This window comes from Streptomyces spinosus (assembly GCF_020400655.1).
Lineage (GTDB): Bacteria > Actinomycetota > Actinomycetes > Streptomycetales > Streptomycetaceae > Streptomyces > Streptomyces argyrophylli.
Genome location: NZ_JAINRC010000015.1, coordinates 78947 through 104742 on the forward strand (window position 1 = coordinate 78947; position 25796 = coordinate 104742).

Genomic DNA, 25796 nt, shown 5'->3' on the forward strand with positions numbered 1-25796 from the left:
GAGGAGACGCACCGACCCCCGGGAGGTCCCATGGTCCTGGAGACGCACGGCACGGCGAAGGGCGTGAGCAGCGGCGAACACGTCCCGGGCAGCGTGCTGGTGCCGATGGGCGCGCTGCTGCTCGGGCTGCTGCTCGCCGCGCTCGACCAGACCATCGTGTCGACCGCGCTGCCGACGATCGTGAGCGACCTCGGCGGCCTGGAGCACCTCTCCTGGGTCGTCACCGCCTATCTGCTGGCGTCGACCGCCGCCACCCCGCTGTGGGGCAAGCTCGGCGACCAGTACGGCCGCAAGCGACTGTTCCAGACGGCCATCGTGATCTTCCTGATCGGGTCGGCGCTGTGCGGCCTGGCGCGGGACATGCCCCAGCTCATCGCCTTCCGGGCGCTGCAGGGCCTGGGCGGCGGCGGGCTGCTGGTGCTGTCCATGGCGATCGTCGGCGATCTCGTGCCGCCCCGCGAACGCGGGCGCTACCAGGGTCTGTTCGGCGCCGTCTTCGGCACGACCAGTGTGCTCGGGCCGCTGCTCGGCGGGCTGTTCACCCAACACCTCAGCTGGCGCTGGGTGTTCTACGTCAACCTGCCCGTCGGCGTGACAGCGCTCGCGGTCATCGCCGCCGCCCTGCGCATCCCGCGCCGCACCGCCCGCCACGTCATCGACTACCTGGGGACCTTCCTGATCGCCGCCGTCGCCACATGCCTGGTGCTGGTCGCCTCCCTCGGCGGCTCCACCTGGCCCTGGGACTCGGCGCCGGTCATCGGGCTCGCGGTGCTGGGCGTCGTCCTCGCCGTGGCGTTCGTCGCCGTCGAGCGCCGGGCCGCCGAACCGGTCCTGCCGCTGAAGCTGTTCCGCATCCGCACCTTCACCCTGGCCGCCGTCATCAGCTTCATCGTCGGCTTCGCCATGTTCGGCGCGCTGACCTATCTGCCGACCTTCCTCCAGGTCGTCCACGGCATCTCCCCGACCCTGTCCGGCGTCCACATGCTGCCGATGGTCTTCGGCCTGCTGCTGTCGTCCACCCTGTCCGGGCAGATCGTCAGCCGCACCGGCCGCTGGAAGGTGTTCCCGGTCGCCGGCACCGGCGTCACCACCCTCGGCCTGCTGCTCCTGCACCGGCTCGACGAGCACAGCCCGACCGCCGTGATGAGCGTCTGCTTCTTCGTCTTCGGCGTCGGCCTCGGCCTCGTCATGCAGGTCCTGGTGCTCATCGTGCAGAACGCCGTCTCCTACGAGGACCTCGGCGTCGCCACGTCCGGCGCCACCTTCTTCCGCTCCATCGGCGCCTCCTTCGGCGTGGCCATCTTCGGCACGGTCTTCGCGAGCCGCCTCGGCGACAAGCTCACCGGCGCCTTCCGTGGCGTACACCTGCCGCCCGGCGCCACCCCCGACGCGCTGAAGGCCGACCCCCGGGGCATCGCCGCCCTGCCGCCCGCGCTGCGCCCCGCCGCCCTGCACGCGTACGCCTCCGCCATCACCGACGTCTTCCTCTACGCCGCGCCCGTCGCCCTCCTCGGCTTCCTGCTCGCCTGGCTGCTGAAGGAGGACCGGCTGCGCGGCTCGGTCACCGCGCCCGACGTCTCCGAGACCATCCCGCCCAACCCGGTCCAGCGCTCCTCCTACGACGAGGTGTGCCGCGCCCTGTCCGTGCTCGGCACCCGGGAGGGCCGCCGCGAGATCTACCGGGAGATCACCGAACGGGCCGGGTACGACCTGCTGCCCGCCGCCAGCTGGCTGCTGCTGCGCATGCGCCGCTACGGCTCCGTGGAGCCGGCGGTGCTCGCCGAGCGCAGCCCGGTCCCGCTCCAGGCCGTCATGGCCGCCGCCCGCCAGGTGGAGGAACGGCGGCTCGGCGAGCGCGGGGGCCTGGACCTGGCCCTGACCGACGCCGGCCGGGAGGTCGCCGAGCGGCTCGCCGCGGCCCGCGAGGAGTCCCTGGCCGAACTGCTCGGCGACTGGTGGCAGCCCGGCCGCTCGACCGACCTCAGCCGGCTGGTCCGCGAGCTGACCGGCGAACTGTGCGGCGCCGAACGCGAACGCCCGCACAACGGCACGGTGACGAAGATCAGCTGACGGCCCGCGCCGGCGGCAGCTCCTTGCGGAACCAGTGCTCGGCGTACCGGTCGGTGTTGTGCGGGGCGGTCTCGGTGTAGCCGAGGCGGGCGTACAGGGCGCGGGCCTCGACCAGGTCGCCGCGCGTGTCGAGGACGATCCGCCGGGCGCCGAGGGCACCGGCGGCCTCCTCGGCGGCGGCCACGAGCAGCGGTGCCCCGCCCCGGCCGCGCAGCTCCGGCAGCACGAACACCCGGGTCAGCTCGGCCGTGTCCGGGTCCAGCAGCCGCACGCCCGCCGACCCGGCCGGCGTGCCGTCGTACCGCCCGACGAGCAACTGCCCGCGCGGGGGCGCGAGTTCGGCACCGCTGCGCGCGGCTACCGCACGCTCCAGCTCCTCCGGATCGGTGCGGCGCCCCTCGTGCAGCAGGTACCAGCGGTCACTGACCTCCGTGTAGTACGCCCGCCACAGCGCGGCGGCGGCCGGGGAGCCGTACGGTTCCGGAGCGATCGTCCACGTCATGCCGGCCATTGTCGGGAGCCGCCCCGTCCCCGCCGCAACCGGATAAGACGGCGGGCCGCACGCGGGACGGGGAACCGTTTGTGGGCGAACTTCCGGGTCACCCGAAGGGAGAACCGGCCAGCGGGGCCGGTCCGACCGGAAGGCAACCATGTCCACAGGCCTGATCATTCTGTTGATCGTGATCGCGGCGGTCGTGGTCCTCGGCGCCGTCGCGCTGACCGTGCGGGGCCGTACCCGGCACGGCGGCCCGAACCTGAAGCGGCGCTTCGGGCCCGAGTACGAGCGGACCGTGGCCCTGCACGACGGGGACACCGAGGCCGCCGAACGAGAGCTGACCGAACGCCTCGAACGCCACGGTGATCTTCGGGAGCGCCCGCTGGACGGCGCCGAGCGGCAGCGTTACGCGGACCGCTGGACGGCCGTGCAGGAACACTTCGTCGACTCGCCCCGGCAGGCGGTGGCCGAGGCCGACCTCCTCATCGCAGAACTCGCCGCCGCGCGCGGCTACCCCGACGGCGGACGGTACGAGGAGCAGCTCGCCGCCCTGTCCGTGCACCACGCCGACCACGTCGACGGCTACCGGCAGGTGCACCGCGCGGCCACCGGCGCCGCGGCGGACGGCACCGGCGCGGGAACCGAAGAGCTGCGGTCGGCGCTGCTCGGCGCGCGGGCCCTCTTCGAGGACCTGACCAGCGCCGAGTCCGGGCGGCACCGCGCCCCCGCCGGCACGGGCCGCGCGACGCCGCCCGCCGCGACCCACTCCCACGCCCGTTCCCACACGCCGTGGGCCCTGCACCGGAGCCGACCGAAGGAGAGCTGACGCCATGACGGACAGGACCAGCGGCTCCGGCGGTGACCGGCACCGCCCGCAGCGCCTCACGCGCGGGGACGAGTGGACGCCGGAGCAGGAGTCGGAACAGAGGGACGCGTGGGCACCGGGCGACGCGGCGGCGGGCCGCAGGACCCCGAGAAGGCCCCTCCCGGAGGAACGCCTGCCCGGCGAACCGGGAGCGGACCGGAGCGGAGGCGGCCGGGGCGCGGAGGGCACCGGCCGGGAAGGGCTGACCGGGGACGACCGGACCCCGCGGGACACACCGCCGGAGGCCGCGGACGCCGCATCCCGTGAGTACGACCCCCGCCACGGCTCCGAGGGGCTGCGGCCCGGCACGGAGGACTTCGGCCCGGAGACCCCCGGTACGCAGGGGCGGGCGGCGCAGACGTACGGCGCGGGGGACAGGCGGACCGGTGGCCCGGAGCGGGCCGGGGAGGAGGAAGGCGTGATGCCGGACAACGGGCTCGGGGCCCCGTCCACCGGTGAGGTCAGCGGGCGCGAGTCCCGGATGACCGAGGCGCGCGCGGCGGACACCTGGCCGACGGCGCCGGGCGGCACGGCCGCACCCGGTGGCAGCGCCACCGGCGCCGGCGCCCCGCTGCTGCCGCACGAGGAGACGGAGCAGTGGGAGCGGCGGCTGCGCGAGGTGCTCGCCGGGTTCGTCGACGAGCCCCGGCAGGCCGTCGAACAGGCCGACCGGACGCTGGAGGAGATCGCCGCGCGGTTCACCGAGGCCGTCACGCGCCGCCGTCGCACCCTGCGGATGTCCTGGGAGGGCAGGGAGGAACGCGGACCGGCCGTCGAGACCGACACCGAGCAATTGCGGCTCGCCCTGCGCGACTACCGGGAACTGGCCGGGCGGCTGCTACACGGCTGAGCCCGCCGCGCCCCCGTCACCCCTGGCGGCAGCCCTGCGCTGCCGCCATTCGCGTACGACCGCCTCGACGTCGTACGGCTTCCTGCCCAGCGGCGGACCGGGCGGCGGCTTGAACATCATGTCCTTGATCCGGACGTTGACGTCCTCGATGATCTTCCGGGCGATCCGCTCCGAGGGCGCCGCGTACGCCGCCTCCAGCGCGTCCTCCGCCTCCTTGCGCAGTGCCAGCGCGGGCGGCAGCACCGCCAGCCCCTCCCGGACCAGCTTCCGCTTCACCCACCACAGTTCGTCGTAGGTGGAGTCGACCTCCGTGGGCAGCGGCGCCCCCGCTCCCGGCAACCGGTCGAACTCCCCGCGCCCCTGCGCGTCGCGGATCTGCTTGTCCACCCAGGACTCGAACGGGACCCCCGGTGGCTTTCGCTCGGTCATGAACCCATTGTGCCGGACGCGACCCCGCCGGGCGTTTTATCATGCGGCGGCGGTACGGCACCCGCCCACCGCGACCCAGCCGGCGCACAGGACGTATGCAGGGGGAACCTCGTGCTCGAACTCACCATGGCCACCGTCTCCGGGGCGGACGCGGGCGCCACCGCCGGCATGACGATGGCCGAGGCGCCCAGCGAGCCCGGCGCCGTGCTGCGGATCGGCCGGGACGGCGCGGCGTGCCGGCTGGTCACCCCCGACGACTGGCTGTTCGTCTCCCGCGTTCACCTGGAGTTCCTGTGCGGCCCGGACGGCGCCTGGCAGCTGACCTGGCTGCGCGGTTCCCAGCCCGACCCGGCCTCCGAGGTCCGGCTCCTCGTCGGGGAGTACGCGCAGCCCCTCGGCTACGGCACGACCGTCCCGCTGCCGCACGGCGGGTCCGGAGAGATCGTCATCCAGGACCGCACCGCGCCGCGCAGCGTCAACGTCGGCTTCTACCACGAACCGTGAGCCCACGCGTCCCCGGGCGCAGCCGCCTCAGCCGAGCACCCGGGCCAGGGCGAACCCGTCGTACCCCTTGCTGCCGACCGTCTGGATCGCCGTACCGGTCAGCCGGGGGTGGCCGGCGATCAGCTCCAGCGCGGCACGGGTGCCGACCACGTCCGGCTCGGTGCTGCCCGCGTCGGCCACCCGGCCGCCGCGCACCACGTTGTCCAGGACGATCAGGCTGCCCGCGCGGGTGAGCCGCAGCGCCCACTCCACGTAGTGCGGGTTGTTGACCTTGTCCGCGTCGATGAAGACCAGGTCGAAGGGGGCCGGGTTCTCGTCGGCGAGCTTGGGCAGCGACTCCAGGGCCGGGCCCACCCGCACCTCCGTGATCCGGTCCAGGCCCGCCCGGGCGATGTTCCGGACGGCCACCTCCGCGTGCTTGGCGCTGTACTCCAGCGAGATCAGCCTGCCGTCCTCGGGCAGCGCCCGGGCCAGCCAGATCGTGCTGTACCCGGCGAGCGTGCCGATCTCCAGGATGTGCCGGGCCCCCTGGAGCCCGGCGAGCAGCTGGAGGAACTTGCCCTGCGCCGCCGTGACGGCGATGGCGGGCAGCCCTGCGGCATCGCTGTCGCGCAGGGCCGCGCGCAGCACCTCGTCGTCCGGTGAGAGCGTGTTGATGAAGTAGTCGTCGACGTCGTCCCAGACCTGCGACCCGCTCATAGCCCCAGCTGCCTTTCCCGAGTGTCCTGCCTCGATGATCGCAGCCGAGGACGCCGATGGGTACGACTGCGCGCGGGGCAACGCGCCGGGGACGCCCCTCAGCGGCCTTCCACGGACGGCGCGGAACCCGGCAGCGGACGCCCCGCCGACTCCGACATCCGCCACACGGCGACACCGCCCACGACAGCCGCGGCCATCATGTAGTAGGCGGGCATCATCATGTTCCCGGTCGCCCCGATCAGCGCGGTCACGACCAGCGGGGTCGTACCGCCGAACAGCGACACGGACACGTTGAAACCGATCGACAGGGACCCGTAGCGCACGCGCGTCGGGAACAGGGCGGGCAGCGCGGCCGGCATGGCCGCCGTGAAGCACACCAGGAGCAGACCCAGCGCGCCCATGCCCAGCCCCACGGCCAGCAGGCTGCCTTCGCGGATCAGCAGCAGAGCCGGGACGGACAGGAACAGGAAGCCCGCACAGCCCGCCGCGATCACCGGCCGGCGGCCGACCCGGTCGGTCAGCGCGCCCGCGAACGGCTGGACGATCATCATCAGGGCCATCACGCCGAGCACGACCAGCAGCCCGTGCGTCTCGTCGTACTTCAGCTCGCTGGTGAGGTAGCTCGGCATGTACGACAGCAGCATGTAGTCGGTGACGTTGAAGACCAGGACCAGGCCCATGCACAGCAGCAGGGACTTCCACTGGCCGGTGACCATCTCGCGCAGCGGCACCTTCGGCCGGGCCGCCTCCGCCTTCTCGACCTCCGCGGCGAACGCCGGGGTCTCCTCCAGCCGCATCCGCAGGTACAGGCCGATGATGCCCATCGGGCCCGCGATCAGGAACGGGATGCGCCAGCCCCACGAGGTGAGGTCGTCCGAGGACAGCAGCGCGGTCATGAGGGTGACCAGACCCGCGCCGCCGATGTAGCCGGCGAGCGTGCCGAACTCCAGCCAGCTGCCGAGGAAGCCGCGCTTCTTGTCCGGCGCGTACTCGGCGATGAACGTCGTCGCGCCCGCGTACTCACCGCCGGTGGAGAACCCCTGCACCAGACGGGCCGCGAGCAGCAGCAGCGGCGCTCCCACGCCGATCGTCGCGTACGAGGGGATCAGGCCGATCGCGAACGTACCCGCCGCCATCATGATCATCGTGACCGCGAGGACCTTCTGCCGGCCCACGCGGTCGCCCAGCGGGCCGAAGACCATGCCGCCGAGCGGACGGACGAGGAAGGCCGCCGCGAAGGCGCCGAACGTCGACAGGAGCTGCGCGGTCGGGTTGCCGGACGGGAAGAAGACCTTGCCCAGGGTGACGGCGATGTAGCTGTAGACACCGAAGTCGAACCACTCCATCGCGTTGCCGAGCGCCGCCGCCTTCACGGCGCGCTTGACGAGCGCGGGATCGGTGACGGTGACGTCGCGGCCGGTGCGGGCCCGCGCGGCCCGTCGCGACTTGAGGGGCGGGGTGACGGCTGAGGCGGTGGTAGCGGTCGCCAAAACGGGGCTCGCCTACCTTTCGACGGGGACAGGGACCGGCCCGGACGGCGACGATGACGTACGGCGGGCCGAAAATCGACCATAGGCACACTTCCGCCCCTTACGTCCTGCACGCGGGTCGATGCACAGTGCAGCTAAAGGGCGTATACGCAGGTACGTCTTCCCCCTGACGTGCGGCCATGCCGGCGGCCCACTGTGATCCATATCGCGTCCCCGGCGTGCAACCACCGGCTCCCCGGACCGTGGTGTTTCGGACAAAAGGAGACGGACGTCAGGTGAATCGGGGGTTGCCCGCGTCCCTTTCCAGGGGGTCTGCGAGGCTCAGAAGGAGCGCAGAGGGGCACCCGGCGCGCACCGGCTGCCGGGACGACGGGGCGGGAGGCCGACGAAGCGTGGCGAACGTGGAGCACAGCGGGCGACCGGCGGACGTCTTCGGGAGAACGGCGGCCGGAGCGCGGCTGCACGCGACCCGGCTCGCGCTGTGGGCGGTGGCCGCGATCCTCGCCGTACGGCAGATGGCCGCCGTCCTGACCACCCCCAGCGGCGAACGGCTCACCGATCTGGAGACCTGGGTCGGCCCCGAGGGCGTCCTGCACGTGAAGGGCTCGATCTACGACTCGACACGGTTCACCGGCACCCCCTTCAGCGGCCTGGTGCTCAAACCGCTCACGCGCTCGGCCGAGGCCGCCCTCGGCTGGGGCTGGACCTTCGGCACCCTGCTGCTCGTCGTCGCCCTCGGCCTGGTCGCCGCCCGCGCGCTGCCCCAGCCGGTCAGCCGGCGCACCTCGCTGCTGGCCGCGCCCGTCGCCGTCAGCCTGCTCATGCTGTCGCTGCCGGTCCGCAACACCCTGTGGCTCGGGCAGACCAGCGTCATCCCGGTCCTGCTCGTCCTGCTCGGCTGCTTCACCGTGCGCGGGGAACGCGCGAGCGGCCTGTGCACAGGCCTGGCCGCCGCCCTCCAGCCGACCGTCCTGCTCTTCGTCCCGCTGCTGTGGTTCACCGGCCGCCGCCGCGCCGCCCTCACCACGGCCGGCACCTTCGCCGCCTGCACCGCGCTCGCCTGGGCCGCGCTGCCGCACGACTCCCGCACCTACTGGGTGCACCACATGGCCGGCGTCGGCCTCGGCGGCAAGGCCGACGCCCTCGCCAACCAGTCCCTGCACGGCGCCCTGCTCCGGTTCGGCCTGTCGGGCTCCTCGGAGATAGCGCTCTTCCTCCTCCTCGGCGCCGGCGTCGCCTCCCTCGCCCTGCGCCGCGCGGTCCGCTACGCCCACGACGGCCAGCTCCTCCTCGCCGTCGCCGTCACCGGCTGCGCAGCCGTCGCCGTCTCCCCGACCACCTGGCAGCACCAGCTGCTGTGGGTGCTGCTCGCGGTGGTCGGCCGGGTCGGCAGGCGGGCCTCCGACCGCTACGTCTGGCCGGTCGCGGTCGTCCTCGTCACCACGCTCCCGGCGCAGATGATGCTGCCGCACATGCCGGTGGTGTACCCGCTGCGGGACAACCTGGTCCTGCTCGCGGCCCTGGCCGCCGCCACGGCCGTGCCCTTCCTGTCCCGCACCTCGCCGTACTACCGGTCCCCGATACCGGCGCAGTACGCCCCGCAGGCCCCGGCCCGCTTCCGCCGCGTCCCGCTGCTGCCCTTCCTGCGCCGGGTGCTCACCCGCCCCAACCTGCTGCTGGAACTGCTCCTCCTCCGCGTCACCTACGCGGCCTACCAGCAGGTACGGCTGGCGGCGACCGGCGGCAGCAACTCCGGGGGGCGCGCCACGGCCGAGCGGCACGGCCACCTGGTCCTCGAGGCCGAGCGCTTCCTCCACATCGACATCGAGCACGCCGTCAACCACGCCGTGGTGAAGGCCGACTGGCTGCGGGACTTCTTCGACTTCTACTACGAGTCCTTCCACTTCGTCGTCCCGCTGACCGTCCTCGGCGTCCTGTACTGGCGCCGCCCGGTCGACTACCGCTGGGCCCGGGCGTCCCTCGGCTTCGCGACGCTGCTCGCCCTGATCGGCTTCTGGCTCTTCCCGCTGGCACCGCCGCGCCTGATGCCCACGCTCGGCATCATCGACACCGTCCACGGCGTCCAGGACTTCTCCAAGCCGGACTACGGCACCCTGACCGCGCTCACCAACCAGTACGCGGCGATGCCGTCGCTGCACTTCGGCTGGTCCCTGTGGTGCGGGGTGGTGATCGCGGTGATCGCGCCGAGGTGGTGGATGAAGGCGCTGGGGCTCCTGCACCCGCTCTTCACCGTCTCGGCCATCGTCGCCACCGGCAACCACTGGGTCCTGGACGCGGTCGGGGGCGCAGTGGTGGTGTCGGCGGGCTTCGCCCTGTCGTACGCCTTCCAGGGCCCGCGGCCGAGGGGGCGGGCGGGGATCAGGCCGGCCGGGGTGGAGGCGGGCACCGGAGCCGGGGCCGGGGAGTCCGGGCGGGTGACCGTCGCCGGCAGGTGACCGTCGGTCCGTCCCCCGTCCGGCGGTGATCGGCGGACTCGTACCGAGGGGGTGCGGGCAGAGCCGCGGGTCAGGGGGCGGGACAGGCGGCGTGGGCGGCCCGGATCCGCCGGTCACGCGGGCGGGGCGCCGGGGTGTGCCCCGAGCTCCGGGCCGGCGCCGGGTGACGGGAGCGGCCGTCGGATCGCCGTCCGCGGTTTGTCACTCCCGGCCCGAGGCGACCACCGCCAGCGCACCCGACACCAGCGCCGCCAGCAGCAGCGGGATGCCCAGACCGTGGTGGAGGACCAGCCACGCGCCCAGGCAGGCACCGGCGGCCATCGCGGCCACGGAGGCCGCGCGGCGCACAGTGCGGCGGCTCGTGTCGTCGCCGAGGCGGGACTCGGAGGCCAGCCCGGTCAGGGTCATCGTCACGACGGTGGTGGTGGTCAGGTCGGGCACGCGGAACTTGCGGACCGTCGCCGTGCGCAGGCCCATCGCGAAGGCCGTGAGGCCGATGAGGGCGACCCGGGTTCCGGCGGTGTCCGGCCGCACGAGGGCCACCGCCGCCGCCACGCCGACCAGCACCGCCTCCACCGCCAGGGCCAGCCGGGCCGAGCGGCGGCGGGAGCCGCGGCCGTACCGGCCCGCCACCCGGCCGCCCGCCACCGCGCCCAGCAGGAAGCAGACCAGGGACATGAACGCGTGACGCACGGAGAAGCCCGGGGCCCCGGCGGCGGCGAAGCCGAGGACGACCACGCTGCCGGTCACGTTGGCCGTGAAGACCCGGCCCAGGCCCAGGAAGCTGACGGCGTCGATCAGGCCGCTGACCACGGTGAGCGCCAGCAGGACGGCCACCAGCCGCAGTCCGCGCGTCTCCGGGTCCCCTACCGGCGGCGTCGGCGTCGTCATCGTTCCTCCGAGGGGACGGGAGGTGGAAAGAAGTCCACCCGGCGCGCGAAAGAAGTCCACCCGAGGACGGGGGGCTCTCGGATGTCCGGGCGCAGCGTGCGTCCGTAGCGTTCGGGACATGACTCAGGACACGCGCGAAACGGCGGAAAAGCAGCCCGGTCGGCCCATGCGCACGGGCCCGGCGGTCACCCTGGGTGCCCTGGCACTCGTCGGGGTCGCCGGGGTGGCGCCGGGGGTTCCCGGCGCCGACGGACAGCGCTCCGGTGAGCGCGGGGAGGTGGTGTCCGTCGTACCGGTCGCCGCGCACAGCCGTGCGGAGGTCGCCCGGGCCCTGCGCGCGCAGCACATCGGCGCCGCCCCGGTGCGCCACGGCGTCCTCGCCTACCGGGTGACGTACCGCACGGTGGACCCGCACGGCCGGCCGACCACCGCCACCGGACTGCTCACCGTCCCGTCCGGCGGCGGGCGCCGCCTCGGGCTCGTCTCCGACACGCACGGCACCATGGCCAACCGGTCCTACGCGCCCTCCGTGGCCGAGGCCGCGCGGGCGCAGTCGTACCTCTTCGCCGCCACGGGGCGCGCGGTTGCCGCGCCCGACTACCTGGGCCTGGGGCAGGGGCCCGGCCGGCACCCCTACATGGACACCCGGTCCGCGGTGACCGCCTCGGTGGACATGCTGCGCGCGTCCCGGACGGCGGCCGGGCTGCTGGGGCGCTCACTGACCGGGGACCTGTACGTCACCGGGTTCTCCCAGGGCGGGCAGGTGGCGATGGCGCTGGCCCGGGCGGTGCAGGGCGGGGACGCGGCCGGGTTCCGCCTGAAGGCCGTCGCGCCGGTGGCGGGGCCGTACGACCTCCAGGGCACCGAGGAGCCGGCGCTGACCGACGGCCGGGTCAACGACGTGAGCGGGGTGTTCTACCTCTCCTACTTCCTCGTGGCCCAGAACCGGCTGCACCCCATCTACCAGGACCCCGCCGAGGTGTTCCGGCAGCCGTACGCCGGGCGCGTCGAGCGGCTCTTCGACGGGCGGCACAAGGACGAGGACATCGTGCGTCAGCTCGCCCCGACCGTGCGGCAGTTGCTCACCGACCGCTTCTACCGGCAGCTGCGCAGGCCCACCGGCGGGCTGCTCGCGGCCCTGCGCGCCAACGGCCACGCCTGCGACTGGAAGCCCGAGGTGCCGGTACGGCTCTACGCGGGCAACCGCGACACCGACGTGCCGATCGGCAACGCCCGGACCTGCGCGCGCACCCTCGCCCAGCGGGGGGCGAGGGTGCGGGTGCTGGAGGTCGGACCGGTCGACCACTTCGGGTCGGACCGGGCCGCGCTGGCCGGCATCGCGCGCTGGTTCAGCGGGGGCACGGCTCGGTGAGGGGTGGCCGGACGGCCGGCGGCTCGGTGCCGGGTGGCTCAGTACCAGCCGTTGGCCTGCCAGAAGTTCCAGGCCTTGGCCGGGCTGCCGTAGCGGGAGTTCATGTAGTCCAGGCCCCACTTGATCTGGGTGGCCGGGTTGGTCTTCCAGTCGGCTCCGGCGGTGGACATCTTCGAGGCCGGCAGGGCCTGGACGAGGCCGTAGGCGCCCGACGAGCTGTTGGTGGCGGAGGGGTTCCAGCCGCTCTCGTGCTCGACGATCTTGCTGAACGCGTTGAACTGCGCGGAGTCCGGGATCATCTGGTGCGCGATCGCCTGGGCGGAGGAGGCCGACGTGGTGGCGGCCTGGGCGGGCGCCGCGGTCAGAGCCATGCCGGCGGTGGCGGCGGCCAGGGCGGCGGTGGTGAGGACCTTCTTCGGGGAGGCGATGCGACGGATGAAGGAAACGGACACGGAGAACCTCTTGCGTCGGGGACGGGGGATCACCCGCATGGGAGGGGCCACGCGGTGTGGCCTCATGCGGCGGCGCCGCGGCCCGGGTGGGCTCGTGGCGCCTGGCGACGTCGTCCAGAGAAGCAGGCCCGGAACCTGTCCGCAATGACCCCTTTTGCTAGTTGTGGCCGGATCGGTGGCATACGTCGGCACTGTGATCTGGGTCGCAAAGTGCAGGTCAGAAGGGGCACAGGAATAGGTGTATCGGGCAAATAGGACTACGATTCCGGATCGTAGGTGACGTGCGTCATGTGGGGCTCCTCACCGGTCCGCTCACCGACCGGTACCGCGCCCTCACCCGACGCGACCGTCGAATGTGACCGCGGTCTCGAAAGCGGCCCGCCGCGTGGCCCGGCGCAGCGCCCGCAGCACCGCCGGACCGAGCGCGACGGTCAGCACCACCGTGCACAGCGCCCGGCCCAGGTCCCAGCCGAGCGAGGTGGCCAGGCAGTAGGCGACGAAATGGGCCAGGTTCTCGGCGACCGGGGCGTCGCCGTGGAAGGAGATGTTCGAGGCCGCCGCGCCCAGGAAGGGCCAGCCGGCCAGGTTCATGCACGTGCCGTAGGCGAAGGCGGCGAGGAAGCCGTAGCCGGCGAGCAGCAGCAGCTCACCGCGACCGCGCAGCCGGACCGGTCCGGGCAGCAGGCCCGCGCCCAGCGTGAACCAGCCCATCGCCAGCATCTGGAACGGCAGCCACGGCCCGACCCCGCCCGTCAGCAGCGCGGACGCGAACATCGTCACCGAGCCCAGCGCGAAGCCGAAGCCCGGGCCGAGCACCCGCCCGCTGAGCACCATCAGGAAGAACATCGGCTCCAGCCCCGCCGTGCCCGCGCCGATCGGCCGCAGCGCCGCCCCCGTCGCGGCCAGCACGCCCAGCATGGCCACGGCCTTCGGCCCGAGGTCCGACTCCGAGATCGTCGCCGCGACCACCGCGACCAGCAGCACCAGCAGGCCGGAGAAGAGCCAGGGGGCGTCCTGCGCGTGCGCGTTGAGCTGGGAGGCGGGCGGGGCGAGGAACGGCCAGCCGAAGGCGGCCACACCGACCGCGCTGGTCAGCGCGAGCGCGGCGAGCGAGCGGGGACCGAGGCGGACGGCGCGCGTCCGTGCGGCGGTGCGGATGCCGTGGCTCACCTCAGCGCCTCCCGCACCTGGGCCACCGTCAGCCACTGCTGAGGGGCGAGGATCTTGGTCACCTGTGGGGCGAAGGACGGGGAGGACACCACGATCTCGGCCGTCGGTCCGTCGGCGATCACCTCGCCCTCGGCGAGCAGCACCACCCGGTGGGCCAGCTCGGCGGCCAGCTCCACGTCGTGCGTGGCCAGCACGATCGCGTGCCCCTCGGCCGCCAGCGCGCGCAGCACTCCGACCAGGCGGGCCTTGGCCGCGTAGTCCAGGCCGCGCGTCGGCTCGTCGAGGAGGAGCAGGGGAGGCCGGGCGGTCAGGACCACGGCCAGCGCGAGCGCCAGCCGCTGGCCTTCCGACAGATCACGCGGGTGTGTGCCGTCCGCCACGCCCGGCAGCAGCTCGGACACCAGGGCGCGGCAGGTGCCGGGCGCGGCGCCCGCGTCCCGGTCGGCCGCCGCGCACTCGGCGGCGACGGTGTCCGCGTACAGCAGGTCGCGGGGTTCCTGGGGGACGAGACCGACCCGGCGCACGAGGTCCCGGGGCGGGGTGCGGTGGGGTACGGCGCCGTCGACGTCGACGGTTCCGGAACTGGGCGCCACCAGGCCGACGAGCGAGCCGAGGAGGGTGGACTTGCCGGCGCCGTTGCGGCCCATCAGCGCGACGGTCTCGCCGGGGGCGACGGTCAGGTCGACGTCCCGGAGGGCCTGGACATGGTCCCGGCGGACACAGAGGGCGCGGGTCTGCGCGAGGTGCTTGCCCGGAGGTTCCTGGCCGGGGGCGGGCCGGCGACGGAAGAGGGAGCGGCGCCCCGCGCCGCTGGGCACCCGGCGCGGGGGCCGCCCGGGGACCGGTGCCGCCTGACCACGCGGACGCGGCACCGCCGCGGCGCCCGCCCGAGCCGTCCCGGCGACACGGCTGTCCGCCGCCACGACACCGGAGGCGCCGGTGCCGGGGGCGGTCGAGGTGTCCGCGGCTCGGGTGGCGGAGGCGTCCGCGGCCGTGGCGCCTCGGTGCGCAGCCGCGTCGGCCGGTTCGAGCGCGGTCGCGGTGGCCGCTACCGCGGCGGCAGGGGTGTGCGCCGCTGCCGCCGCGCCGGACAGGCGGGCGCGCAGGGGCGGGGCCTGCCGGCGGGCGTCCCGGACCGTCAGGGGAAGCGGGGACCAGCCGGCGAGCCGGCCCAGGGCCACCACCGGGGGACAGACCGGGGACACGGCCATCACCTCGGCCGGGGGACCGGTGACCGGGGCGGCGCCGCGGGCCGGGAGCAGCACGACCCGGTCGGCGTACTGGATGACCCGTTCCAGGCGGTGCTCGGCCATCAGGACCGTCGTCCCCAGGTCGTGCACCAGCCGTTGCAGCACGGCCAGCACCTCCTCGGCGGCGGCCGGGTCCAGTGCCGAGGTCGGTTCGTCCAGGACCAGCACCCGGGGGTGCGGGGTGAGGACCGAGCCGATCGCGACCCGCTGCCGCTGTCCGCCGGACAGGGTGGCGATCGGGCGGTCGCGCAGCCCGGCGAGGCCCAGCAGGTCGAGCGTCTCCTCCACCCGGCGCCGCATCACCGCCGGGGCCAGCCCCAACGACTCCATCCCGTAGGCGAGTTCGTCCTCCACGGTGTCCGTCACGAAGTGCGCGAGCGGGTCCTGTCCCACCGTGCCGACCACGTCGGCGAGTTGGCGCGGCTGGTGGGTACGGGTGTCCCGGCCGGCCACCGTCACACGGCCGCGCAGGGTACCCCCGGTGAAGTGCGGGACCAGCCCGTTCACCGCGCCCAGCACGGTCGACTTGCCGACCCCGGACGGACCGGCGAGCAGCACCAGTTCACCCTCGGGGACCTCGAAGTCGACGCCGGCGACGGTGGGCCGGGCCGCACCCTCGTACGTCACGCTGACATCCTCGAAGCGGATCACGACGGCTCCCTCGGGACGACGAAGGCGGGCAGCAGGGCGAGCAGGACGGCCACGGCGGGCCAGAGCGGAAGCGTGGGCGCGACGAGGGGCACGACCCCGGGGTGCAGCGCCCGGGGATCGCGGACGGAGGCGAGCGTGAGCAGCCCGGCCACCGCGGCGCCCGAGCCCGTGACCAGCCAGGCGCGCGCGCCCCACGGGTCCGGGCGGTACCGGGTGCGCAGCGAGCGCCGGCCGCCCAGCCGCAGCCCGGTGAGCGCGGCGGCGACTCCCGCGAGCAGCACGGGGAGCCCGTACGCACCCCCTGCCGCCGTCAGCAGCCCGTACGTTCCCGCGCACACGCCGAGCAGGCCGCCGAGGGTGAGCGCGGCCGTCGTACGGCGGACCCGGGCGGGAACCTCGGCGGTACGGCCGTAGCCGCGGGCCTCCATCGCGGCGGCGAGCGCGACCGAGCGCTCCAACGCGCCCTCCAGGACCGGCAGTCCGACCTGGAGCAGGCCCCGTACGCCCCGGTCCGGACGGCCGCGCAGGCGGCGGGCGGCGCGCAGCCGCCGCACGTCGGCGACGAGATGGGGCGCGAAGGTGAGGGCGACGACCACGGCCACGCCCGTCTCGTACAGCGCGCCGGGCAGGGACTTCAGGAGACGGGTGGGGCTGGCGAGGGCGTTCGCGGCGCCGACGCAGACGAGGAGGGCGGCGAGCTTCAGCCCGTCGTACGCGGCGAAGACGACCGCCTCGGCGGTGACCCGGCCGCCCAGCCGGATGCCCTGCGCCCAGTGCGGGAGCGGGACCTCGGGGAGCGTCAGGAGGGTGTGGGTGCCGGGAACGGGGGAGCCGAGCGCGACCGCGAACAGGACGCGGACCAGGAGGACGGCGAGGGCGAGTCTGACGAAGGCGGGGTAGGAACGGGCCCAGGGGGCGGGGGAGCGGCGGACCGCCACGACGTAGGCGGAGGCGGATATGAGGAGGCACAGGAGCAGGGGGTTGGTGGTGCGGGTGGCGGCGACACCCAGGGACACCGCCCACAGCCACCAGGCCCCGGGGTGCAGGGCGGCCCGGGACGGGCGCCCCGAGGGGGCGCCGGGCACCGTCCGCCCCGTGGCCACCGCCGTGCGGGCGCGTGCGGACACGACGTGCCCGGACCCGCACGGCTGCCCGGGTTCACCCGGACGCATCGCGCCGCCGACGTGCCTGCCACACCGCGGCCCCCGCCAGGAGGGCGACCGCGCCCGCGCCGATCGGCAGACCAAGCGAGGGCCCGCCGTCGCTTGGTCTGCCGGTCTCGCCCCCGCTCCGCTTACCCCCGGCGGCGACCTGCTCCCCGCACCCCTGCTCCGGATACCCGGCGATGGCGCACAGCAGCGCGTTGGTGTCGTACCGCAGGGGTTTCGCCACGGCGGCCAGCGCGTCCGCGGTGGTCGCGTCGGACGGCACCCGCGCGCAAGCCGTGCGGCGCGCGGGCGGGGTCTCGCCGGACGGCGCGTCCGGCCGCGTGCCGAAGTCGAGGACCAGGGCCACCCGCTTGGCGCCCGGCCGGGCCGGTGTGCCGGCGCAGACCGTGCCGAAGTCCGCCGTACCGCGCGGCCGGCTGGCGTCCGCCGAGTCCGCGCTCACCGCGAACCGGAAGCCCTGGACCGCGCCGTCGTCGGGGCGGACGAAGGCCGGGCCCTGGGTCGCGTACGTCCAGTGGCCGCCGGTGCGCTCCCAGAAGGACCAGTAGCGGTAGCCCGTGGCACCGGCCGGCCCGGCGGAGGCGAGGAGCAGCAGTGCGGCGACGAGCACCGGCACGGCACGGCGGACGGCGGTCACGGCTGCTGCTTCTTCCGGCCGCTGAGCAGGAAGCCGATGCCGATGCCGGCGACGAGGCCGACGCCGACGATCCACCAGACACCCGTGCCGGAGCCGTCGTCGGACTTCTCCTCGTGCTTCGAGGCGGTGTCCATGTGCGGGGCGGGGCCGAGGGCGTTGAGGGAGCGGACCAGGCTGGTGCCGCCGAAGTCGCCCGGCTGCTCCCCGAGCGCGTGGGCGGCGAGGATCAGCTGGGCGTACGCGGCCGGGCCGTTCTGTGCCGCCCACGGCCCGGCGTCCTTCTCCAGCCAGGAGTAGGCCTTCCTCGCCGGCCCGGTCCGGCCGTCCGCGGCGAGCGCGACTACGGCGTCGGCGGTGTTGCCGAAGTCGGGCTGGTCCTCGGCGCCGGGCATGGCGGACTTGAGGTGGCCCGTCCCGGCGACGGCCGCGGCCAGGTAGGCGCCGGCGTTGTCGGCGACCTGGGTGCGGGTCGTGGCCTCGGCGCAGGTGTCGTGTGCCGGGGCCTTGCCGGCCCGCGCCACGAAGCCCTTGCCGAGGGCGCCCAGCAGGCCGGCGGCCGTCGCGTCCGCGTTGGCGAGCAGCTTGCCCTTCTTGTCCGCCTGGTAGGCGAGGGCGCCGCCGCCGTCCTGGTCGCAGGGGATGGACCAGGCGGGCAGGGCGTCGTAGGGGGACTTGCCGGACTTGTGCACGTCCGCCGGGTCGGTGCCGGCCGCGGTCAGCGCGCCGATGACGACGGAGGTGGAGTTGGTGTCGCTGGGGGCGCCGGGGTAGTAGCCCCAGCCGCCGTCCTCGTTCTGCACGGACTTCAGCCAGTCCACGGCCTTGCCCACGGCGATGCCGTGCCCGTCGGCCGCGGCGAGGGCCTGGACGGCGGCGGCCGTGCTGTTGGTGTCGGCCCTGACCTTGTCGTCGCACGGCTTGGCGGGGGCGGCGCGGAAGGCGGCGAAGGAGCCGTTGGCGCACTGCTGGCCGGTGAGCCAGTCCACGGCCGCGGTGGCCGGCCGGTAACCGAGGGTCCGCTGGGCCAGCAGCGTCAGCGACTGCCGCCACACGCCGTCGTACGTCGGGTCCCCCTTGCCGTACAGCCCGGCCGGGACCGTCACCTTCGGCGACGGGGACGGTTCGGCGGCCGTGGCGGGCGCGGCGGCGGCCAGCACACCTACGGCGGCGAGAGCCGCGGCACTGCGGCGGACGTTCATGGTCGGCGACTGCCTCTCCTGCGGGGAGCCGGGCAGCGCACGGGTGACACCCCGGGCGGCTCGGCTCCGTAGACCTCGACGGTGCCGTGCGCGGCGGGCCGCCGGCGCACGCGAGCCGGTCAACGTCCCGTCCGGGGCGGTCCGGCTCACCGCCGGGCTGGCGGCACACGGATGCCCCCGGCGCGGGCGCAGCCGAGAGCCGGGGGAGGGTCAGCGCCGGAATTGCACCGGCTTCCCCCCGTACGGGTGTGATGACGACCCGCGCCACTTTACCGGCCGCCCCACGCGGGCCGAGGGGTGGCCGTACCCACACGGAAGGGGTGACCGGGGTCACGACCGGGCCGGGTGCGGGGAGAAGCGGCCACCGGGGCGCTGTGGAGCCGTCGTTGCCCGGGCCGCGAGGGTGCCGGGTCGCCGCCGCGAGGGCTGCGAGGGCGCTGTGCCGACCCCGCGCCGCGAGGACGACGACGGATGCCGCCGGCGCCGGCGCCGGGACGCCGGACCGGCGGACGAGGGTCGCACGCCCGGTGGCCGGCTCTCGCGTGGTGCCGGGGCGTGGGCGCGGGCGCGGGTCGCCTGGGCGGTCGGCCGTGGCCGGGTGTGCGGCTACGGGCCGCGGTCGGCTCGCGCGTGGTGCCGGGGTGTGGGCGTGCGTCGCCTGGGCGGGCGGCCGCGCCGGGTGTGCGGCTACGGGCCGTGACCGGGTGTGCGGCTACGGGCCGCGGCCGAGTGTGCGGCCACGGACCGGCGGCGGCCCGCCGGCAGACGGGGCCAGGCGCGGGAAGGCGGACCCGTGCGTGGCGGCCGGTGCCGTGACGCGACGGGGCGGGACCGGCCGCCACGGCACCGTGCGGCCGGACCCGTGGGCCGAGTCCGCAGGTGTCCCCGCGCGCGGTGGCCAGAGGGTCCGCGGACCCGGTCGGGACACCGCCGACCGGGGCGGAGTCCCGGCGCGCCGCGTCGCCTTCCCGGTCCGGGCCGGCCGGCAGGTGCCCGTGCGGGCCCGGGAGCCGGGCGGCCGGGCGTACCGGATGCGCGGGCGGTGGTGATCCGCGCCGGCGGGAGGCCGCCGCACGTGTCCCGGCGGCCGGACGGCGAGGAGACGGCGAGGAGGCGAGCGGGGCGCGCCGCGGTGGGCCGATGCCCCCGGGGAAGGCAGGCACGGAGACGCCCCGGGTGCCGCTCCCCCATAGGCGGCACCCGGGACGGGCCGGAATCTTGCTCTCCGTGCGGTGATCCTCACCCACCCCGCCCCTAACTGTCAACGATAGCTGCCTAATTAGGCAGGGAGCGTTGTCACATCTGGTCGCCGAACGGGCGAACGGGTAGCCTCGCCGTCAGCCCAGCCACCGAACGGACGACACGCCCAGGGGGGACCTCGGTGAGTGACGCGTACGCCTCGCTGGCCGATGTCCTGGACCGGCTCGGCGAGTTGACCGGCCGGCCCGGCCGACTGCCGGAGGCCCTCGACGTGTCCGGTCTCTCCCACCGCACGGGCATCCCCGTCGGCGTCGTCGTCGACCTGCTCTCCGGCGGCCGCGCCCCCGAGACCTGCCTGGCCGAACGCGTGCGCCAGCGGCTCGACTTCATCCGGGAGACCCGGCGCCGGCCGGACGGCAAGCGGTACTCGCTTGACGAACTGGCCAGGATCGCCGGGACCAGCCGGCAGTGGCTCAGCGAGTGGCGCAAGAGCGGGATGCCGAGCCTGGAACACGCCGACCGGCTGCGCCGGTTCTTCCGGCTGCCCGCCGGCTTCTTCACGGCGGACGAGCCGGAGGCCCTGCACGAGGCGCTGCAACCGGTGCTGCAGAGCCTGGAGGCGGAGGCGGACCCGCTGCTGCGGCTGCGCGAGAGCGGGCTGGTACGACTGGCCGCCCGCGCCCCGCAGATGAACGCCCGGCAGCTCGCCACCCTCGCCGACCTGGCCGAGATGATCATCGCCTCCGAGCGGGCGGAGGACGCCGGGCGTGCGTGAACCGAGCGCCAAGGCCACGAAGCCGGCGCCGGCCTCGCGGCCGGCGTCCGCGCGGCCCCCGAGGCACTCCAGGTCCCCGAGGCGCTTCCTCGACCGGCTCGTGCGCGACACCGTGCGCACGCTCACCCCGCCGACCGGCCCGGAGGCGTTCCTGCACGCGCTGTGCGCCACGCTCAGCCCGCAGCTCGACCGCCCGGTCCGGCTGAGGTTCGTCGCCTTCCCGCCGGGCCTGGACGTCTCCGGGATCACCCTGGCCCGGGACGAGGACTACATCGTCGTGGTCGAGGACCGGGCCCCGGACCCGCACAAGTTCGTCATCGCCGGGCACGAGATCGGGCACATCCACTACGGCACACTGGACGTGCACTACCCGTCCGGCCTGCCCGCCGCCGCCCGCCGGCTGCTCGCCCGCGCCGAGGACGACGTCCCCTGGGACCGGGTGGTCGCCATGGCCGCCCGCTCGCCCGCCGCGGCGGCGGCCGAGGCCGAGTGGGAGGCCGAGGAGTGCGGGCTGCGCCTCGCCGCGAAGTTCTCCAAGGTCGTGGGGCCGGGCGCGGCCGGCCTGACCCAGGACACCCTCGTCGACCGGCTGTCGTCCTCGCTGGGCAACATCGGCGGCCCCTGATGCGCTGGGACATCGCCGGTTCCTTCGCCGCCTACGCCGTCCCGGCCGCCCTGCTCGCCGTCGCCTTCGTGATCAAGCTGCCGCTGCTGCGGCGGGCCTGGCGGGACCCGATCCTGCGGGCCACCGCCCTGCTGCTCGGCATCGGCGCGGTCTGCTTCGCCTCGCTGCCACCGGCCAACCTGCACCGCATCAACGTGCTGACCGGCATCCCCAACTTCGCCGGGCTCTGGGTCTACTCGCTGCTGACCGCGTACTGCGGCGCCTGTCTGTGGCTCATCATCACCTGGCGGGAGCCGCCGTCCGCCGTGCGCCGCCGGCGCACCCGCCTGGTCCGGGTGGCGTACACCGTCATCATCGTCGGCCTGTGGACGACGTTCCTGCTCGGCGACCACCGGGCGGAGCGCACGCGCGACCTCGACACGTACTACGCCGGCACGCCCTGGATGCGCGAGTTCGTGCTGCTCTACCTCGTCGCCCACCTGGTGTCCGCGCTGGTCGCGGCCGGCATGCTGTGGGCCTGGTACCGGGAGGTCGAGGACACCTGGCTGCGCCGGGCGGTGATCTTCCTCCAGGTGGCCTACGCCCTCGGACTCCTCTTCGACGTCGCCAAGCTCGCGGCGATCGGCGCCCGCTGGAGCGGCCGGGACTGGGACTGGCTGTCGACGTACGCCGCCCCGCCGTTCGCCATCGCCGAGGCGGTCCTGGTGGCCGTCGGCTTCATCGCCGGGCAGGCCGGCCCGTGGGCGGCGGAGCACCGCAGGCTGGTGCGCACCCACCGGCGACTGAAACCGCTGTGGCAGGCCATGCTGGCCGTGACCGCGCCGGCGGCGCCCGCGACCGGCCGGGTCAGCGGTGCCGCCCTCCGCCTGGAGCTGCGCCGGGCCGCCATCAACGACGGGCTGCTCAAGCTCGCCCCGCACCTGTCCCCGGCGCGGCGCGAGCGGACGCGGACGGCGGCGACGACGGCGGGCTACCCGCAGTCCGTGGCACGGGGCATCGCGGCCGCGGTGGACATCCTGGTCGCGTCGGACGTGCTGCACGCGCCCGACGGCGGCGCCCGGCCGCCGTCCGCCGGGCGGGCCGCTGCCGCCTTCGTCCCCGACAGCGAACTGGAGTCGGTCGCGCACGCGTTGCGGAACCACGCGGCGGCCATCGAACGGTTCCGCCGGCAGGCGGTCGCCTCGGAAGGTCTCACCTCACATGCCTGACACACCCACCCGCCGCCGTACCGCGCTCGTCATCGGCGGCAGCACGGCCGGCATGCTCGCGGCGTCCGTGCTCGCCAGCCGCTTCCACGAGGTGACGATCGTGGAGGCCGACCGGCTGCCCGAGGGGCCCGAGCCGCGCAAGGGCCTGCCCCAGGCGCGGCACGCCCATCTGCTGTGGTCCGGCGGGGTGGCCGCGCTGGAGGAGCTGCTGCCGGGCGTCACCGGGGAACTGACCGCCCGGGGCGCCGGGCTCATCGGGGTGATGCGGGACCTGGTCAGCAAGGCGCCCTCGGGGCAGTGGTTCCGGCGGTTCACCGACTCCCGGCACCACATGATCGTGTGCAGCCGGGACCTGCTGGACGCGGTGGTCCGCGCCGACGTCCTGGCCCGGCGCCGGATCACCCTGCGCGACGGGACCCGGGTGGCGGGCCTGGCCGGCGACCGCCACCGGGTGACCGGAGTCCACCTGCCCGGGGGCGGCACGCTCCACGCCGACCTGGTGATCGACGCCGGCGGGCGCGGATCCCAGGCGGACAGCTGGCTGCGGACCCTCGGTCACGCGCCGGTCGAGGAACGGGTGGTCGACGCGGGCGTCGTCTACGCCAGCCGTGTCTACGCGGCCCCCGACGCCACGGCGGCGCTGCGCTACCCGGTGGTGAACGTGCAGGCCGACCCGCGCGAGGCGCCCGGCCGGGGCGGGGTCGTCGTACCGATCGAGGGCGACCGCTGGCTGGTCACGCTCTCCGGCACCCGGGGCGGTGAACCCTCCGCCGACCCGGACGCGTTCGAGCACTTCGCGCTGACCGGTCTGAAGGACCCGGTCATCGGCCGGCTCCTCGCGGGGGCGAAGCCGCTGACCGACCCGGTGACCACCCGCAGCACGGCCAACCGCCGGCGCTTGTACGAGAAGGCCGGGACGTGGCCGGAGGGCTTCGCCGTCCTCGGGGACGCCGTCGCCGGCTACAACCCGGTCTACGGCCACGGCCTGTCCGTCGCCGCGCAGAGCGCCATCGCCCTCGGCCGGACCCTCGACCGGTACGGCCCCACCGCCACCGGCACCGCCCGCCGGATCCAGCGCGCGGTGGCCCGGCCGGTGGACAACGCGTGGAACCTCGCGGTCGGCCAGGACGCCTGCTACCCCGGGGCCTCGCCCCAGCCACCGACCCGCGTCGAACGCCTCCTGACCGCCTACGTCGACAAGGCCGTGGCCGCCGGCTCCGCCAACCCGCACGCCCTGCGCGGCCTGCTGGACGTCATGAGCCTGCGCACCCCGGCGGCCCGCCTGTTCGCCCCGGACATGCTCTGGACCCTCACCTTCGGCCCCCGCAAGGCCCCCCTGCCGGGCCCGCCCCTGACCCGCGCGGAACGGGACGCGGCGGGGCTGGACTGAACCCGTGTCAGGACGGGCGGTACCTGTGCCTGGACCGCTCAGGAGAATTCGTGCAGCACCACCCAGTAGTCGTACTCCTCCACCGAGGCGGCGCACAGGTGGCGGCCGTCGGTCGAAACGGTCACGAACTCGGGGGAACCCGTCACCTCGGCAATGCGTGAGGGCAGATGCGTGCCGACGCTGTCCCTGACCCGTACCCAGCCGATCTCACTGCCTCCCGGCACGGGAGGCAGGATCAGGAACTCGCCCTTGTCGTCGTAGAGGGACACGCTGGACGCGTGGAGGTGCCACGTCTCGTCCAGTGCGGCGGTGGCGCCCGGTGACGAGGCGGGGATGGTGGCGACCGGTTCGACCTCGACTCCGGTGACGGCGTAGAGGGCGGACCGCACGGGAGGTCCGCTCCGGACCGCCTCCTCCACCACCTGGAGTCCGCAGCGCTCCAGGACGTCCCGCCACTCGGGCTTCCGCTCGTCCTGCGGTATCTCTGACTTCGGCATACCCCTCCATGCTTTCCGGGTAGCCCCGGATGCCGTCCGCCTGCTCGCCCGTGCGTTGTCCCAGCCGAAGCCGACGAGGTTCCGGGACCTGGGCGCTTCGAGGTCAGGGCGACCGGGTCGGGCAGTGCCGGCGAGGTGGTGGTCTGTTCGCAGAGACCGGTGCCGTCTCGTGTTCGCGGCGACGTAGTCGGAGTTCAGGTCAGCCGAGCCAGGCGAGTGGGTCCTCCTCGTCCTCCCCGGACGCTCGGACGGTGGTGAAGGTAACAGGGACTTCCAGCTCTGCGAGACCTGCGAGGACGTCGGTCGAGAGGTGAAGCCCCGATCCGGACTCGGCAACGCCTGCCACATCGACCTTCACTGAGTTTCCCGCCTTCCTCAGCGCGTCGAGCGCCGGCTTGCGGGGCTCAAGCAATCCGATGAGTACCGCGGCCTGTTCATCGGCGCACTTCGCGCGTCGCTCGTCAACGGTGAGCGTAGCCCAGCCGGGGCCGGAAAAGACGCCCACGCCTTCAAGTGAGGCGAACTGTTGGCTGTCGGCGAGTTGCAACCCGACAAGCAGGGACCTGGAATCCACTTCCCGGCCTGACACGACCAGGGATGTGCTCAGGTCGCCCCAGGGTTTCAATCCCGCCGCAGGTTCCATTTCCATGATCACTCTCTCAGCGTTCGTTCATACTGGCCGCGACCCTGAGGGGGAATCCCAGACGTGCGATTCGCTTGATTTCTTCCGGATGCAAGGCAAGAGTGGAATCGTTCCCGGAGAAGCCGAACAGGTTGATGGTCACCTCATATCCTCGTTCGGCCAGTTGCCTCAGCTCGGTCCGCTTCCGTTCTGCGACGGAGAGGATACTGTCCAGCTGTTCGTGAAAATCCCGGGTGCGGCGCTCGTCGCAACTGATCCTCCACTGTCCATCGATCTCGCCTGGACGGTCCCATTTACCGGGGCCCGGTTCTCGTACTCCAGTGGGCTCGATGGCAAGGAGAGGTGTGATCTCTTCGGGGTGCAGATCTCTTCCCTTGATGACGAGCGACACCTCCGTCAACACCCAGTAACGCTTTTCTGTCACATCCATACCTGACTCTCATTTCCGTGCGCCTGCCGCGGCGAGGGCTCGCACGAGCAGGAGCGGAAGACGCACGCGGGCGCCCAGCGGGTGTCCCTCGCGGCGCCCGAGGAGGAGGCGCGCCGTCTGCTCGGCCAGTGGGCGGCGCAGACGCCGGGCGGCCGGAGCTGGAGCGGGCTGACCGTGGTCGGATGACCTGCGGGTGTCGCATTTGAGGGGAATTGGTCGGAAATGAGGGGTTCCGCAGCGCGGTATCCGTTCTATGCTGAAAGCAGCCTACGAGGCGAGTGAGGGAGTCCGACCGGAGTAGCCGACTCAGGCGGGATGCGCAGGCATCCGCCCGGGCCGACGGCGACGGTAGGGCTGAGAGGCCGGAAGGCAGCAGTC

24 protein-coding genes are annotated in these 25796 nt (G+C 74.3%); 10 read left to right on the forward strand and 14 right to left on the reverse strand.

All coding sequences use genetic code 11. The features are described from left to right. Positions 1-30: 30 nt before the first annotated feature. Entirely contained in the window at positions 31-2070 is a 2040-nt protein-coding gene (locus LG395_RS27620; protein ID WP_225811582.1) for an MDR family MFS transporter, read from the forward strand. On the opposite strand, the gene LG395_RS27625 is transcribed toward LG395_RS27620, so the two are convergent. Then, on the reverse strand, positions 2063-2581 hold the full coding sequence (locus LG395_RS27625; protein ID WP_171156756.1) for a GNAT family N-acetyltransferase: 519 nt from the start codon (positions 2579-2581) through the stop codon (positions 2063-2065). The two genes, LG395_RS27620 and LG395_RS27625, sit on opposite strands and share 8 nt — an antisense overlap. 139 nt (positions 2582-2720) lie before the next feature. On the opposite strand from LG395_RS27625, the gene LG395_RS27630 reads away from it, so the two are divergent. Both LG395_RS27630 and LG395_RS27635 read left to right on the forward strand, forming a co-directional pair. Then, a complete protein-coding gene (locus LG395_RS27630; protein ID WP_171156758.1) occupies positions 2721-3392 on the forward strand; it encodes a hypothetical protein in 672 nt (223 codons plus the stop codon). A gap of 4 nt (positions 3393-3396) precedes the next feature. Beyond that, on the forward strand, positions 3397-4281 hold the full coding sequence (locus tag LG395_RS27635) for a chromosomal replication initiator protein DnaA (protein ID WP_225811583.1): 885 nt from the start codon (positions 3397-3399) through the stop codon (positions 4279-4281). On the opposite strand, the gene LG395_RS27640 is transcribed toward LG395_RS27635, so the two are convergent. Then, on the reverse strand, positions 4270-4710 hold the full coding sequence (locus tag LG395_RS27640) for a DnaJ family domain-containing protein (protein ID WP_171156760.1): 441 nt from the start codon (positions 4708-4710) through the stop codon (positions 4270-4272). The genes LG395_RS27635 and LG395_RS27640 overlap by 12 nt on opposite strands. A gap of 111 nt (positions 4711-4821) precedes the next feature. Between LG395_RS27640 and LG395_RS27645 the strand changes: the two genes are divergently transcribed. Next, entirely contained in the window at positions 4822-5214 is a 393-nt protein-coding gene (locus tag LG395_RS27645) for an FHA domain-containing protein (RefSeq protein WP_171156761.1), read from the forward strand. A 27-nt stretch (positions 5215-5241) separates the two neighbouring features. On the opposite strand, the gene LG395_RS27650 is transcribed toward LG395_RS27645, so the two are convergent. Further along, complete coding sequence (locus LG395_RS27650) at positions 5242-5913, reverse strand: O-methyltransferase (RefSeq protein ID WP_171156763.1); 672 nt, start codon at positions 5911-5913, stop codon at positions 5242-5244. A gap of 98 nt (positions 5914-6011) precedes the next feature. Then, positions 6012-7403 (reverse strand): glycine betaine/L-proline transporter ProP, encoded by a 1392-nt coding sequence (gene proP / locus LG395_RS27655; RefSeq protein ID WP_225811584.1) that lies wholly within the window; start codon positions 7401-7403, stop codon positions 6012-6014. A gap of 392 nt (positions 7404-7795) precedes the next feature. On the opposite strand from proP, the gene LG395_RS27660 reads away from it, so the two are divergent. Next, on the forward strand, positions 7796-9859 hold the full coding sequence (locus tag LG395_RS27660; protein ID WP_225811585.1) for a bifunctional glycosyltransferase 87/phosphatase PAP2 family protein: 2064 nt from the start codon (positions 7796-7798) through the stop codon (positions 9857-9859). Positions 9860-10060: 201 nt separating this feature from the next. Here LG395_RS27660 and LG395_RS27665 read toward each other — a convergent pair whose 3' ends face one another. Then, positions 10061-10750 (reverse strand): YoaK family protein, encoded by a 690-nt coding sequence (locus LG395_RS27665; RefSeq protein WP_171156768.1) that lies wholly within the window; start codon positions 10748-10750, stop codon positions 10061-10063. A 118-nt stretch (positions 10751-10868) separates the two neighbouring features. Here LG395_RS27665 and LG395_RS27670 point away from each other — a divergent pair, with 118 nt between their 5' ends. Continuing rightward, a complete protein-coding gene (locus tag LG395_RS27670) occupies positions 10869-12122 on the forward strand; it encodes an alpha/beta hydrolase family protein (protein WP_225811586.1) in 1254 nt (417 codons plus the stop codon). A gap of 38 nt (positions 12123-12160) precedes the next feature. On the opposite strand, the gene LG395_RS27675 is transcribed toward LG395_RS27670, so the two are convergent. The 6 genes from LG395_RS27675 to LG395_RS27700 form a co-directional block, all read right to left on the reverse strand. Beyond that, entirely contained in the window at positions 12161-12574 is a 414-nt protein-coding gene (locus tag LG395_RS27675) for an aggregation-promoting factor C-terminal-like domain-containing protein (protein ID WP_225811587.1), read from the reverse strand. A gap of 333 nt (positions 12575-12907) precedes the next feature. Beyond that, entirely contained in the window at positions 12908-13744 is an 837-nt protein-coding gene (locus LG395_RS27680; protein WP_225811588.1) for an ECF transporter S component, read from the reverse strand. Next, positions 13741-15645 (reverse strand): ABC transporter ATP-binding protein, encoded by a 1905-nt coding sequence (locus LG395_RS27685; RefSeq protein ID WP_225811589.1) that lies wholly within the window; start codon positions 15643-15645, stop codon positions 13741-13743. The genes LG395_RS27680 and LG395_RS27685 overlap by 4 nt, the downstream gene beginning before the upstream one ends. Then, on the reverse strand, positions 15642-16817 hold the full coding sequence (locus LG395_RS27690) for an energy-coupling factor transporter transmembrane component T (protein WP_372463473.1): 1176 nt from the start codon (positions 16815-16817) through the stop codon (positions 15642-15644). The genes LG395_RS27685 and LG395_RS27690 overlap by 4 nt, the downstream gene beginning before the upstream one ends. Then, positions 16804-17451: an SCO2322 family protein gene (locus tag LG395_RS27695; RefSeq protein ID WP_225811590.1), complete on the reverse strand. Its 648-nt coding sequence runs from the start codon at positions 17449-17451 to the stop codon at positions 16804-16806. Before LG395_RS27695 ends, LG395_RS27690 begins: the two co-directional genes overlap by 14 nt. After that, the gene (locus LG395_RS27700; RefSeq protein WP_225811591.1) at positions 17448-18650 is read right to left on the reverse strand and encodes an SCO2321 family membrane protein; all 1203 of its coding nucleotides are present in this window, start codon (positions 18648-18650) and stop codon (positions 17448-17450) included. The genes LG395_RS27695 and LG395_RS27700 overlap by 4 nt, the downstream gene beginning before the upstream one ends. 1381 nt (positions 18651-20031) lie before the next feature. Between LG395_RS27700 and LG395_RS27705 the strand changes: the two genes are divergently transcribed. From LG395_RS27705 to LG395_RS27720, 4 genes are read left to right on the forward strand one after another with little or no spacing between them, the layout of a single operon-like run. Beyond that, positions 20032-20625: a helix-turn-helix domain-containing protein gene (locus LG395_RS27705; protein WP_171156781.1), complete on the forward strand. Its 594-nt coding sequence runs from the start codon at positions 20032-20034 to the stop codon at positions 20623-20625. Next, entirely contained in the window at positions 20618-21250 is a 633-nt protein-coding gene (locus LG395_RS27710; RefSeq protein ID WP_225811592.1) for a hypothetical protein, read from the forward strand. Before LG395_RS27705 ends, LG395_RS27710 begins: the two co-directional genes overlap by 8 nt. Then, positions 21250-22458 carry an MAB_1171c family putative transporter gene (locus LG395_RS27715; protein ID WP_225811593.1) on the forward strand — a complete coding sequence of 403 codons (1209 nt, stop codon included), beginning with the start codon at positions 21250-21252 and terminating at the stop codon, positions 22456-22458. Before LG395_RS27710 ends, LG395_RS27715 begins: the two co-directional genes overlap by 1 nt. Next, positions 22451-23848 carry an FAD-dependent oxidoreductase gene (locus LG395_RS27720; RefSeq protein ID WP_225811594.1) on the forward strand — a complete coding sequence of 466 codons (1398 nt, stop codon included), beginning with the start codon at positions 22451-22453 and terminating at the stop codon, positions 23846-23848. The genes LG395_RS27715 and LG395_RS27720 overlap by 8 nt, the downstream gene beginning before the upstream one ends. Before the next feature lie 38 nt (positions 23849-23886). Here LG395_RS27720 and LG395_RS27725 read toward each other — a convergent pair whose 3' ends face one another. From LG395_RS27725 to LG395_RS27735, 3 genes are all read right to left on the reverse strand, one after another. Further along, positions 23887-24345: a PH domain-containing protein gene (locus tag LG395_RS27725; RefSeq protein ID WP_171156786.1), complete on the reverse strand. Its 459-nt coding sequence runs from the start codon at positions 24343-24345 to the stop codon at positions 23887-23889. Between the two features lie 199 nt (positions 24346-24544). After that, positions 24545-25000, reverse strand: coding sequence for a hypothetical protein (locus LG395_RS27730; protein WP_171156788.1), 456 nt, complete (start codon positions 24998-25000; stop codon positions 24545-24547). 4 nt (positions 25001-25004) lie between these two features. After that, positions 25005-25418 (reverse strand): DUF4279 domain-containing protein, encoded by a 414-nt coding sequence (locus LG395_RS27735; protein WP_225811595.1) that lies wholly within the window; start codon positions 25416-25418, stop codon positions 25005-25007. Positions 25419-25796: the final 378 nt, after the last annotated feature.

Excerpts from the sequence above, each read along its gene's own strand:
- LG395_RS27620 (WP_225811582.1), top strand. The coding sequence starts at position 31 with ATGGTCCTGGAGACGCACGGCACGGCGAAGGGCGTGAGCAGCGGCGAA.
- LG395_RS27625 (WP_171156756.1), bottom strand. The coding sequence starts at position 2,581 with ATGGCCGGCATGACGTGGACGATCGCTCCGGAACCGTACGGCTCCCCG.
- LG395_RS27630 (WP_171156758.1), top strand. The coding sequence starts at position 2,721 with ATGTCCACAGGCCTGATCATTCTGTTGATCGTGATCGCGGCGGTCGTG.
- LG395_RS27635 (WP_225811583.1), top strand. The coding sequence starts at position 3,397 with ATGACGGACAGGACCAGCGGCTCCGGCGGTGACCGGCACCGCCCGCAG.
- LG395_RS27640 (WP_171156760.1), bottom strand. The coding sequence starts at position 4,710 with ATGACCGAGCGAAAGCCACCGGGGGTCCCGTTCGAGTCCTGGGTGGAC.
- LG395_RS27650 (WP_171156763.1), bottom strand. The coding sequence starts at position 5,913 with ATGAGCGGGTCGCAGGTCTGGGACGACGTCGACGACTACTTCATCAAC.
- LG395_RS27665 (WP_171156768.1), bottom strand. The coding sequence starts at position 10,750 with ATGACGACGCCGACGCCGCCGGTAGGGGACCCGGAGACGCGCGGACTG.
- LG395_RS27670 (WP_225811586.1), top strand. The coding sequence starts at position 10,869 with ATGACTCAGGACACGCGCGAAACGGCGGAAAAGCAGCCCGGTCGGCCC.
- LG395_RS27690 (WP_372463473.1), bottom strand. The coding sequence starts at position 16,817 with ATGCGTCCGGGTGAACCCGGGCAGCCGTGCGGGTCCGGGCACGTCGTG.
- LG395_RS27700 (WP_225811591.1), bottom strand. The coding sequence starts at position 18,650 with ATGAACGTCCGCCGCAGTGCCGCGGCTCTCGCCGCCGTAGGTGTGCTG.
- LG395_RS27715 (WP_225811593.1), top strand. The coding sequence starts at position 21,250 with ATGCGCTGGGACATCGCCGGTTCCTTCGCCGCCTACGCCGTCCCGGCC.
- LG395_RS27720 (WP_225811594.1), top strand. The coding sequence starts at position 22,451 with ATGCCTGACACACCCACCCGCCGCCGTACCGCGCTCGTCATCGGCGGC.
- LG395_RS27725 (WP_171156786.1), bottom strand. The coding sequence starts at position 24,345 with ATGCCGAAGTCAGAGATACCGCAGGACGAGCGGAAGCCCGAGTGGCGG.
- LG395_RS27735 (WP_225811595.1), bottom strand. The coding sequence starts at position 25,418 with ATGGATGTGACAGAAAAGCGTTACTGGGTGTTGACGGAGGTGTCGCTC.